Origin of the sequence: Paenibacillus sp. NPDC056933, from assembly GCF_042674385.1 — a bacterium.
In the GTDB taxonomy this organism is placed as follows: Bacteria; Bacillota; Bacilli; order Paenibacillales; family Paenibacillaceae; genus Paenibacillus.
Map to the genome: position 1 here is coordinate 492,426 of NZ_JBHUQN010000004.1, position 11,360 is coordinate 503,785.

Annotated in this window: 9 protein-coding genes and 1 other annotated feature; of the genes, 2 read left to right on the forward strand and 7 right to left on the reverse strand. The window is 48.4% G+C overall.

The genetic code is table 11. The features are described 5' to 3' along the window. Positions 1–260 precede the first annotated feature (260 nt). Positions 261–671: a sensory rhodopsin transducer gene (locus ACFTRD_RS26330; protein ID WP_379385168.1), complete on the forward strand. Its 411-nt coding sequence runs from the start codon at positions 261–263 to the stop codon at positions 669–671. A gap of 73 nt (positions 672–744) precedes the next feature. Here ACFTRD_RS26330 and ACFTRD_RS26335 read toward each other — a convergent pair whose 3' ends face one another. The 5 genes from ACFTRD_RS26335 to ACFTRD_RS26355 form a co-directional block, all read right to left on the reverse strand. Beyond that, entirely contained in the window at positions 745–1,899 is a 1,155-nt protein-coding gene (locus tag ACFTRD_RS26335; protein WP_379385170.1) for a Ger(x)C family spore germination protein, read from the reverse strand. Continuing rightward, positions 1,896–3,365, reverse strand: coding sequence for a spore germination protein (locus ACFTRD_RS26340; RefSeq protein ID WP_379385172.1), 1,470 nt, complete (start codon positions 3,363–3,365; stop codon positions 1,896–1,898). Before ACFTRD_RS26340 ends, ACFTRD_RS26335 begins: the two co-directional genes overlap by 4 nt. Continuing rightward, positions 3,346–4,452 (reverse strand): GerAB/ArcD/ProY family transporter, encoded by a 1,107-nt coding sequence (locus ACFTRD_RS26345; protein WP_379385174.1) that lies wholly within the window; start codon positions 4,450–4,452, stop codon positions 3,346–3,348. The genes ACFTRD_RS26340 and ACFTRD_RS26345 overlap by 20 nt, the downstream gene beginning before the upstream one ends. Before the next feature lie 82 nt (positions 4,453–4,534). Then, complete coding sequence (gene trpS / locus ACFTRD_RS26350) at positions 4,535–5,530, reverse strand: tryptophan--tRNA ligase (RefSeq protein WP_379385176.1); 996 nt, start codon at positions 5,528–5,530, stop codon at positions 4,535–4,537. Between the two features lie 383 nt (positions 5,531–5,913). Then, positions 5,914–6,236 (reverse strand) — a binding site (T-box leader). A gap of 27 nt (positions 6,237–6,263) precedes the next feature. Next, positions 6,264–7,199: a DMT family transporter gene (locus tag ACFTRD_RS26355; RefSeq protein WP_379385178.1), complete on the reverse strand. Its 936-nt coding sequence runs from the start codon at positions 7,197–7,199 to the stop codon at positions 6,264–6,266. A gap of 173 nt (positions 7,200–7,372) precedes the next feature. Between ACFTRD_RS26355 and ACFTRD_RS26360 the strand changes: the two genes are divergently transcribed. Beyond that, positions 7,373–8,767, forward strand: coding sequence for an aminotransferase-like domain-containing protein (locus ACFTRD_RS26360; RefSeq protein ID WP_379385180.1), 1,395 nt, complete (start codon positions 7,373–7,375; stop codon positions 8,765–8,767). An 84-nt stretch (positions 8,768–8,851) separates the two neighbouring features. On the opposite strand, the gene ACFTRD_RS26365 is transcribed toward ACFTRD_RS26360, so the two are convergent. Both ACFTRD_RS26365 and ACFTRD_RS26370 read right to left on the reverse strand, forming a co-directional pair. Further along, positions 8,852–10,171: a glutamate-1-semialdehyde 2,1-aminomutase gene (locus ACFTRD_RS26365; protein WP_379385182.1), complete on the reverse strand. Its 1,320-nt coding sequence runs from the start codon at positions 10,169–10,171 to the stop codon at positions 8,852–8,854. A gap of 90 nt (positions 10,172–10,261) precedes the next feature. Continuing rightward, entirely contained in the window at positions 10,262–11,305 is a 1,044-nt protein-coding gene (locus ACFTRD_RS26370) for an LCP family protein (protein ID WP_379385184.1), read from the reverse strand. Positions 11,306–11,360 lie beyond the last annotated feature (55 nt).

The window sequence follows — 11,360 nt, forward strand, 5'->3', positions numbered from 1 at the left end:
CTTAAGTTGCCCAGCCGAACATAGCGAAGGCAATAAGCCTTTAAAAAGCTATGGCGAGCGATGCAGCGAAGAAGGGCGGAATCGGAGCAGTGGGAGCGGAGCGTCCGCCTTTGGAGCGGGATTTCCCCTGCTGAGGGGGAATGAAAAGAAATCCCGAGCCAACAGCGGCCCACAGCCCGAGCCGCCCGCCGAAGCGCCCGCACCGCGAGCCACCCGCGTGTTTAACTAATTATTGCATTTGCAAAGGAGGACGTAATTTGATGACACAGGATCAGACGAACACTTCAGCACATAAAACACCTCCCACAGCAACAGGCCGCACCTGCTGGGTGATTCCCGATGGATATATTCCACCAGACAGTTCGGGCTCACTGGAGAGTCACGAAAGCATCTGTGTATTGAATACTGGTACAACAGATGCACAACTGCAAATAACGATATACTTCGAAGATAGGGAACCGCTCGAAGACATCGTGGCTGTGGTACCTGCAAGAAGAACAAAGCATATTCGGACTGCATCGCTGAAATCGGGTGAGCAGCTGATCCCGCCGGGAGTACCCTATGCTATTACAGTCTCCAGCAATGTTCCTGTAATTATCCAGTATAGTCGTCTGGATTCAACCCAGCCTGAGCTGGCACTGATGAGTGTTATGGCGTTTCCGTTGGGATAACAGGTAGAACGTAAAAAAAACAAGACGACCAATAACCTTGCACGAATTGCAGGCCGCTGGTCGTCTTTTGGTACTACTCACTATATTTATACGTGCTAGCATTGAGAATCTTCACATGAACCTCCACCTTCCCAAGCTTGAACCGCTCAATAGGATTAGCCCTTTTGGGCACCTGTCTCCATAAGGCGAGATCATGACGATAGAGGTGTTCTACAAGACCGTACGAATCAATCTTGCGTGATTTGGTTTTCTCAAACGTGTCACGGATTTCGGACTCAATCTGTTTTTCGGCATCCTTTTCCATGGAATGAGAAGAGCGGGTAGAGCCATGGTCCTCGACTATGGCACTTTTAACCGAAGTAAACAGGTCAAATGTAACGCCATCTCCTTCTTTCCTCGCCTTGATGGTCGTCTTTGGATTGGTAAGCCTGAGTGTCAGGTCAGGAGACGCTCCTCCATTCGTATAAACGTACAACGGGTACTGATAGACCCGATCATAGTTCACGAATCGTGTACCGTCAGTTTCCTTGCCTTCTACTTTACCCTGATTCTTACCTTTGGAAAGGACATAGAAGCCATCCATTCTAATAAGCGGAGGCATTTTATCCCCGTTAAACCAGGTCTGGTTTTTATTGGTGATGGATGGCAAAAGAATGATCGAAGCAGGCTCCCGGAATCCGTCAAGAAGCTGATGGAGCCGGATAGGTTCGAAGGCAGAATGTTGCTTGTACAACTTCATCGGTTCAAACAATTCGATGGTCTGGGCAGATTGATTCAGCAATACTGAGGGAGAGAGCACATCCGGGATGTTTTGATCTGTACCGTAAATCCAGGGCGTGTATCTCAGCTGGCCCGAATGAAGCAGCGTATTAAATATGTCCTCCAGTCGCTCGTCCAAGGTTCTTTGTGATAGAACGATTGCTTTTACATGGGTCCACAGCGTTTGCTGCTGAGAAGTTTTATAGAGATCATTAATAGCCATACTCAGCGTCGTGCCCTCGCCCCGTCCAATCCAGATATCGCTTTCTTCTCGCGAGGTAGGCCCGTCCTGCTTGGCAATTTTGGAGAAATCAATTAATTGGGCATATGCGATGTAGTGGTTGTCCACGTAGTCTATCCCTATGCCTGTGATAAAGTTAATGCTCTGGACCTCTTTGGCATCCCAGCACCCCGTCAGCAGGATCATGCAGCCCATAAACAAGCATCCCAGAGAGTTCCATCTTGTCAAGTACGCTTCCTCCGACGGGTAGAATCCTGCGTATGGAGTGCTGCTGGACGCTTGGTCCGTTTCATAGAAGGGGGCATGGATACAGCTCGGGTAAAGTCGCCGGGAATATACGGAGAGACGGGTGACAGGTATGATACGCCATAACACTCCAGGGATACGAGATGTACCAGCAGAGCAAAAAGTCCAAGCATGAAACCGAATAATCCAAGAATGGACGAAATGATAAGCATCCCAATCCTGACTTGAGCAGTAGCCCCACTGAGCACGGTATTCACCAGAATATAGCTGGAGATCACCGATATAGCCACCGTGACAATGATGGTGGGGGAAGTAATTCCGGCACGAATAGCAGCATCTCCGATAATAAGCCCGCCCACTACACTCACAGTCTGGCCCAACGCACGTGGCAGTCTGCGGCCTGCTTCATTAAATAACTCGAACATAAAGATCATCAGAAATGCCTCCAGCGTTACTGGCATAGGCAGTCCCATCCGTGTACCTGCAATGGTTGCCAGAAGAGGAAGAGGAATCTGTTCCACATTGAAACTGGTCAGTCCGATATAAAAGCCGGGAAAGAAACAGGCGATCAATAATCCGGAAATACGCAAAATCCGTTCAAAAGTAACAATGAAAAAGGGGGTACTCTCATCTTCAGGTGATTTCAACTGATTGAACAGCGTAGTTGGCGCGATGACGGCTACGGGAGAACCTTCAATTAATACAGCAAAACGCCCATTTAAAATGGAATCCACGACATAATCGGGTCGCTCCGTATTATCCGTGAGCGGGAAGATGCTGCGAATGCCTCCCATAACGGCCCGTTCCATAATGGAAGTACCGAGAATGCCGTCAATTTCAATTTTGTCGAGATTTTGGCGGGCCTCTTTCAGAATATCCGGGTTAATAATATCCTTTACATACAGCAGGCCAATAGAGGTCTGGGTACGGCTGCCTTTGATGTATTTCTCGTAACACAGGGAAGAGGTTTTCATTCGTTTACGAACGAGGGCGATGTTTACAGTAAGCTCTTCGGTAAAACCATCGCGCGGGCCTTTAACCGATGTTTCAATGACTGATTCTTCAGGGTTTCGCCCCGGGATATTCGCGATATCCAGACTGCACGCCTGATCGGCATTTCCGAAAATGAGCAGCAGTTGTCCGCTAAAGATCAAAAGGTTCAGATTCTCTATATTTTTGATGTCTTCAATTGGATTCAATGTTAAGCCCAATTCTTTGGGATGCGCCTCTTCAATAAAGAGAGAATGCTGCTCCAACCGTGGGATGATAAACTGGTTAATTTGTTTGCCATCGACCAGGCCTTCACAATAGAGCATGATTACTGACATATCGGTTTCGTCTTTAGCAGGAAAGGTATGGATAACAACATCTGCGCAGGGGTTGAACTGCTCCTCCAAAGAGGCAAGCAGTGTTTCATGGGACGAGGTGTCAATTGTTGGGTGCTCCATGATGTTTCCTCCTCTGATGGCGTGAACTGATGTATGCAACTGCTGTTGCAATTACCGCGAGTCCGCTCAGATATATGAGATTGAACGGGAATATGTAGTGGACAAGCAGCTTTTCGAATGTCATATCATCCAGAGGGTACAGCATGGAAAGAATAAATACGACGGCTAACGAGATACAACTGATGATCCTTCTGGATGCGCTCTTAATATTCCAAATTTCTATCACAATATACATGGCCAGACTAATCCGGGTAAAAGAACCAGCGAGCCACTGGTAGATGGAAAAGAAATCGGTCTGAGCAATATATTTGCCCAAGGAGGCAATACGCCATTCTTCAAAGGCAGGATATCGCATTTTGGCAGCTTCAAAGGGATCAAATTCAACGATAGCTCCAATGAGTGGGCCAAGGGTCAGCCCCAGAATAATTGCCCCGAGCATTAAATACTGCCATACACGTATGGGTTTGGAGAGGTGGGGCTGAATGTACCAGATGAACAGTAACTCAAACATGCCTGAAAGACTGTAGACCATGCCGTGAAGCACGGGCTTCCAGCCATGTTCCAGCACAGGCAGCAAACGACTGTAGTCCTTGTATTGTGTATTAACAATAGCAACATAGAAGCCAAGCAGCACAACCAGGGGAAGGACCAATCCTGCTGTGAATGCCAGAGAGCGCATTCCTTTATAGGCTGCATAGGCACAGAGGGACATAAGGGCAATGCTTGTAACCAACACTGGCGTCTCCGTCAAGTAGTTGGTTTTGGCCCACGTAGTGGTGTCATGTAGGGTAAAGTAGATGACGGACAGAAAAAAGACGCTGTTTCCCATCTGGAACAGCAGGCCAAGGGGTTTGCCCAGATGGGAAGTCAGCCATTCATGCAGAGTCTGGTGCTGGAGAAAACGAGAGACATAGGCCAGCATCAGAGTGAATATAAGGTAAGGAGCTGCGGACAACAGAACGGAGATCCAGGAATCCCTTTTGGCCGCGCTCAATAGGGCAGGGATGATCAGAACGTGGCTGATCAGGCCGACAGATAACATAATTAACATCATGGCTTGCAAAAAAGAAGGCTGTGTACGTTTCATGCTGAAGGGACCTCTTTTCCCAATAGACTGTTCTCAGCAGTGTTAACGTGATTCAGTCGCTTCATACAGGCGAGCCTGTATGCTAGAGATCAAAATAACGGATTCCCATGGCTTCTCGTACTTCTGACATCGTTTCTCTGGCTACCTTACGAGCTTGGCGCGTACCTTCTATAAGAATTTCTTTCACCTCATCTCCACGTTGCTCATAGTCGTGTCGCCGTGCACGGAACGGGGCAAGTAACTCATTAATGGCATTGCCAGCCAGCTGCTTGCAGTCTCTGCATCCAATCGTTCCCTGGCTGCAACTGGCATGGATTTCTTCTGCATTTTCATTGCGAAATAACTGATGATAAGCGAATACCGGGCAGATATTCGGGTTTCCCGGATCGGATCGATGAATACGCGCCGGATCTGTCTTGGCCTTGGTCAGCTTGGCATGTACATCATCAGGATGGGCATTCAAGGAGATCGCATTGCCCATGCTTTTGCTCATTTTGCCGATGCCATCAAGTCCACCCAGACGCTCTCCGGTCAGAATGCGTGGCTCAGGCAGCACCGGAGCATATAACTCATTAAACCGACGTACCAGTTTCCTCGCTGTTTCGATATGAGGAATCTGATCTTCGCCTGCCGGAACAAGGGTTGCTTTGCAGAATGCAATATCCGCTGCCTGACTCACAGGATAACCGAGAAATCCGTAATATAGATCCTTATAACCCCGGTCACGTGCTTCGTTTTTAATCGTGGGATTATGCCGAAGATTGTTCACTGTGATAAACATGGAGAAAATGACAGTCAGCTCGGCAATTTCCGGAATCATGGACTGGATGAACAGAGTAGCTTTATTGGGATCGATACCTACGGCAAGGTAATCGAGTGTCACTTGATGCACGCTGTCTGCAATCAGTTCAGGCTGATCGTAATGGGTAGTTAACGCTTGGACGTCTGCCAGCAAAATGTACGTTTTATATTCGTCCTGCAATTGCACCCGGCTGCGCAGGCTGCCCACGTAATGGCCGAGATGAAGCTGTCCGGTTGTCCGGTCTCCGGTTAAAATAATGTCTTTGTTCATGTTCATGGTTTAGTCTCCTTTGAATTTGTGATGTTCCGATTATAGGTTGCTGACGCCACCAGCCGTCTTCCACGACCATCACCTCCTTTCAGCCTGCATCTTTATCAGTCGAACTAAAGATTATTTACACTTGTCACTTCGATAACAGAACAACCTTCCGATCGCTGTTATCCCCTGATTTTTTGATACACTTTTACTAAGGTGAAAATCCGGGGATAAGCATGTGCTTCCGATGCAGCTTTCTTTCAGAAAGCTTTTAGGCGAACACTTCGCTTCTTCAGGTTATTTCTGTCCTCTCCGTTCTTGTGTAAATGTTGAGTTGAACTAATATAGAAATTAAATCAAAAAAAAGCTTCGTCCTTCATCCTGTTTCCCAGACGGGAACAGAATAGAAGGACGAAGCTTATGCCTCGCGGTGCCACCTTGATTGGCCGCTGGTTGCACGGCCCACTTGAAAGATACGGATTAACAATATATGCGGAAAGCCCGGTTGTGGGAAGTCCACATATACCTTATCGATATCCTGTCCATGGATAACGGCTGAACATGCCGCCTTGCCTACTGACGATCCACGCTCCTGACTACAGGTGCAGACCGGGTTCAACTCGGAACTCCGAAGCCCATTTCCACATGACTGATGCACCTGCTCACACCATCCGCCGGCTCTCTGAATCATCCTGTCCTGTGTACTTCTCTTCATCATTGTCGATAACGTCCGTTTACAATTTTTCACATTGTATCATGCTTTGGCTTGGTTGACCAGCCCGCGCTTTCTTCCGCTCATATTGGTGCCAAGTACACCTGCGATGATGAGCAAGGCACCCACAAAGTGGTAGCCGTGTACTGGTTCATGCAGTATCCACGCCCCGCTGGCAATGGATATCAGTGTGGAGAAGTTGCTGAACACACTCATCTTGGAAGCTTCCAAATGAGTTAGCGCATAACTTGCCAGCAGCGTGGAGATCATCGTGGAAAGGATGGCGAGATAGGCTAGTGCTCCCAGATACGATGCATCTCCGAGTGGCTTCACATAGTCCACCAGGGTTCCGCTCGACGCATGACGAATCAGGGATGCCGCGTTGAAGACGATAAATCCAACCATCAGGGTTACCCAGGTCAATTCCATCGGTTTATATTTCTGAGCCAAGGGCCGTGCCAGCACACCATAACCTGCAAAACAAACAGTGGAGAGCAGCAGTAAAGCAATCCCTTTAAAGTTGCCTGTGGACATTCCGCTGCCTTTCATTACGAAAATAAAGACTACACCCGCCACAGACAGCAGCAGGAATAATTTTTGCAGGATGGACGTACGCTCCTTGAGAAAGATGGAGGCGAGAACAAGGGTGAATACAGGGGCAGTGGCCTGGATAATACCTGCTTCCGAAGAATTGGACGAGACGAGTCCGAATGCCTGAAAAGCAAAGAATAAAACAGGAGAGAGCAGCCCCAAAGGAATGATACGCCACAGGTCACGCAGGGTTAGCTTAATCCTGATCCATCCCAAGATGACAGGAATGCTGACTGCGAGTAACGACAAAGCAAAACGATGGGCCAGTACATCGATAGGATGTGCAACACTAACCGTCATTTTGACAAATAAAAAGGATAAACCAATAATGGCTGCATATAAAACAGCCGCTACATATGCATATGTTCGAGTTCGGGTACTGTTCATGTGGTTTCCTCCAAATATTACGGTTTTTCTTTTCAACTACTACTGTTGGATATGTTGCTGTAGGGTCTGGCCTTATTCAATATACTGCCAGACCAATAGTGGTACAATAGACAAAAACATTTACTGTGCCGGTACAATTAAGAGTATTGATGTCAGAGGAAGGGTAGAATTCAATGAGAAAGTATGAAATGATCGCCGAATCACTAAAGCGCTGGATTCAGGAGCAGTTGCAGCAGCAGAACAGTGGACAATGGCAGGACAAAGGTATCAAGCTCCCGGCTGTGCGTGTTCTGGCCGAGCAATATCAATGCAGTGTGAGTACAGTCATCCGTGCATATGAGTGGCTGGAAGAGCGACATCTGGTCTACGCAGTGCCTCAGTCCGGGTATTATGCGGTACAGAATGGAGCCGATGTCGATGATCGGGAGTTGCAGGGACCGTTGGATTTTGCCTCGGCAGCACCTGATCCACGGGTATTTCCCTATTCCGATTTTCGTCATTGTGTGGACCAGGCGATGGAGAAGAAACAGGCAGAGCTTTTTTTGTACGGAACGGAGAGGGGCCTGCCTTCATTGATTGAATTGCTGCAGAAGCAATTCGCCGATTATCAGGTCTTTGCCCGGCAAGAACAGTTTTTTATTACGTCAGGGGTGCAGCAAGCGCTGGCTGTATTGGCCTTAATGCCTTTTCCGAATGGTAAAAAGCAGGTGATGTTGGAACTTCCGGGTTATCATAATATGCCTTCGCTTTTGAAGGGACTGAATGTACCGATTGCTGGTGTCAGACGCTCTCTGGACGGCCTGGATTGGGAAGCGCTTGAACGACAGTTCCGTGAAGGAGATATCAAATTTTTCTATGTCATGCCGCGTTTTCATAACCCGATTGGCACTTCCCTGACGGCAGCAGAGAAGAAGAGATTAATTCGGCTGGCTCAGCGTTACGATGTCTATCTGGTAGAGGATGATTATCTGGCTGATCTGGAAGAGAATACGAAGCAGGACCCGTTATGGTCCTATGATACGGAGGGGCGGGTCATTTATCTGAAAAGTTACTCCAAAATCCTGTTTCCCGGCTTGCGGATTGGCGTAGCTGTTCTGCCTGCAAGTCTTATGGCATCGTTTAGTTCATACAAAAAAATGCTCGACATTGACACCGCTGTATTGTCCCAGGCTGCACTTGAAATTTACATTCGTAACGGGATGTTTGCTCATCACGGCAAAGTCATCCGCAGCCGCTATGCTGCCCGGATGAACAAGTTATATCAAGAGATTAACGCCTTTCCTGCCTTCATTCCATTTGCGAATGCGCCGCGAACAGGAGGAGAGCATACAGTTCTGCCACTCGCTAAGGATATGCCGCTGAGGGTCTTGCTGTCCCGTTTGGATCAACGGGGAGTCATTGCCGATACAACAGAACGATACTATCCAGAAGGTACACAAGAGATTCATCAGGAGAAAATGCTGCGGTTGAACATATCCAATGTACCCAAGCAGCGGATCAAGGAAGGGCTGCGAATTATCCGTGAGGAAATAGCGAAGCTGCAAAAGGCGTCCACACAAGCGGAATAATCGCTAGTGTGGACGCCTTATTTCATGAGATCATTTTCAATGATAACTTTATTATGGTCAGTGCATGAATAGTTAGATAACGGTTTACGCCTGAGCCATGGCCTTGAAGGAAGCTTCCGCGGCTTCGAGTGTTTCCTGAACATCCTTGTCCGTATGTGCAGTCGTCAGGAACCAGGCTTCATATTTGGATGGAGCCAGGTTAATTCCGCGGTCCAGCATGTGGCGGAAGAAGGAAGCGAAGAGTTCCCCGTCGGTGTCCTGTGCCTGATCATAGTTCGTTACCGGGTGGTCACAGAAGTGCGTGGAGAAGGCACCACGAATCCGGTTGATCGTCAGGGCAATACCATGACGGTCAGCGGAAGCTTGCAATCCTGTCGTCAGGTCGATCGCAAGGCGCTCCATCTCTTCATACACCCCTTGGCCTTGCAGCACTTCCAGACATGCAATGCCCGCCGAGATGGATGCCGGATTGCCCGCCATCGTACCTGCCTGATATGCAGGGCCTAGCGGAGCAACCTGCTCCATGACCTGTTTACGACCGCCATAAGCACCAATGGGCAAACCGCCGCCAATGATTTTGCCAAGCGCAGTCAGATCCGGTTCGATCTCAGCATGGTTTTCCAGCCCAGCGTATGTCTGGGTAGAACCATAATGGAAGCGGAAAGCGGTGATAACCTCGTCGTAGATTACAAGCGAGCCGTTGCTCCGAGTCATGGCACAGAGTCCTTCCAGGAAGCCGGGCTCCGGCATGACCATACCGAAATTACCGACAATGGGTTCCACCATAACGGCAGCCACATCATCGCCCCAACGCTCCAGAGCCGCTTTCAGGCTTTCCAGATCGTTGAAAGGCACCGTGATGACTTCATGTGCAATACTGGTTGGAATGCCTGCACTATCCGGTATTCCCAGTGTAGAAGGGCCTGAGCCTGCAGCCACAAGCACCAGGTCGGAGTGACCGTGGTAACATCCGGCGAATTTCACGATTTTGTTGCGTTTCGTATATGCACGGGCAACCCGGATGGTGGTCATGACCGATTCTGTACCGGAGTTCACAAAACGAACCTTATCCATCGAAGGAATGGCTTCTTTCAGCATTTTGGCGAGTTTGATTTCAAGTTCCGTTGGCGTGCCGTACAGTACCCCATTCGCTGCTGCCTCGGTAATCGCCTGGGTAATATGAGGGTGGGCATGTCCCGTAACAATCGGGCCGTACGCCGCAAGATAATCAATATAGCGGTTATCATCGACATCCCAGAAGTGCGGACCTTGCGCCTTTTTCATAAATACAGGTGCACCGCCACCGACGGCTTTGAACGAGCGGGAGGGACTGTTAACACCTCCTACAATATGTTGAAGGGCTTCTTCATATAAAAGTTCGGAACGGGAGCGTGATGGATTCATAAGATAACTTCCTTTCGTATTTAATATTAATATCATACAGAACACAGCGAAAGGGCAGCGTAATGGCTGCCCTCTGCATGTTTCACTTCGTTACTGTGCCGGTTGCTCCGAATTTTTTTCGTCCGCGCTGGCTGTTTTGTCGTCTGCTCCGGTCTTGGTATCTTCCGACTGGGCAGGGGGATGAATGATATCTTGAATAAGCTGTTTCAACTTCTCTTCGTTGGTAACGGTCAATACTTGAGCTCCGCCTGCAGTCCGTTCTTCCTTGAGCATGTTCATTGGTGGAATTTGCTCACTGCCGTTCATGCTGCTCTGGTAGCCAAGTCCACCCAGTTTCCACATGTCAGAGAGGGTCAGGTTGGTATCCACATAAGGATTGACCTGTTCCAGAATGGAAGGCAGCTTGGCAATCGTAGTCGTTGATTGCATTTTCGCTGCTACTGCTTTCAGGAATTCACGCTGACGTTCGGAACGTGCGAAATCCGACATGGCATCATGGCGAAAACGTACGTACATCAGAGCTGTTTCACCGTCCAGATGCTGGTAACCTTTTTTCAGATCAATATCGTATTCATTTTTGTCCGCTTTGCTTGTATAGTGCATGTCCTTCTCTACGTCAAAATCCACACCGCCAACAGCATCAACCAATTTGATGAATCCTTGAAAATCGGTATACACATAATACTGTACAGGGATTCCCAGCAGATCTCCGGCAGCTTTCATCGCTGCATTGGGACCGTGGGTAATCGCTGTATTAATGCGTTCTTTGCCATATCCATCGATATTGACATATGTGTCTCGCAGAATCGAGAACAGATTGATTTTTTTGGTGGTTGGGTCAAGTGATACGACCATCATGCTGTCGGAGCGGGGAACTTCCCCTTCCTTCAGTCCGCGGGCATCAACGCCCATAACCAGTATGTTCACTGTTTCGGTGCCTTCCCATTTTGGAGGATCCGGGGTGTTTACTTTTTCAACATTTTCAATACCGGCAAACGGGGATTCGTCGCCTTCCTTTTGCAAGCCATTCAACTGATTAAGAATAGAACCGAAATAAAATGCCGCTGCGCCTCCAACGATCAACACGAAGGTGGCAAGAGAGATCCAGATGGTTCTCTTCGTCTTTCTGGTCATGCTAGCTCTCCTTTGTATTCAGAATGAAATTAAAAACGAGTTCGGGCAATCCACT

Coding starts and splice junctions, on each gene's coding strand:
- ACFTRD_RS26330 (WP_379385168.1), top strand. CDS start 261: ATGACACAGGATCAGACGAACACTTCAGCACATAAAACACCTCCCACA.
- ACFTRD_RS26340 (WP_379385172.1), bottom strand. CDS start 3,365: ATGGAGCACCCAACAATTGACACCTCGTCCCATGAAACACTGCTTGCC.
- ACFTRD_RS26345 (WP_379385174.1), bottom strand. CDS start 4,452: ATGAAACGTACACAGCCTTCTTTTTTGCAAGCCATGATGTTAATTATG.
- trpS (WP_379385176.1), bottom strand. CDS start 5,530: ATGAACATGAACAAAGACATTATTTTAACCGGAGACCGGACAACCGGA.
- ACFTRD_RS26355 (WP_379385178.1), bottom strand. CDS start 7,199: ATGAACAGTACCCGAACTCGAACATATGCATATGTAGCGGCTGTTTTA.
- ACFTRD_RS26360 (WP_379385180.1), top strand. CDS start 7,373: ATGAGAAAGTATGAAATGATCGCCGAATCACTAAAGCGCTGGATTCAG.
- ACFTRD_RS26365 (WP_379385182.1), bottom strand. CDS start 10,171: ATGAATCCATCACGCTCCCGTTCCGAACTTTTATATGAAGAAGCCCTT.
- ACFTRD_RS26370 (WP_379385184.1), bottom strand. CDS start 11,305: ATGACCAGAAAGACGAAGAGAACCATCTGGATCTCTCTTGCCACCTTC.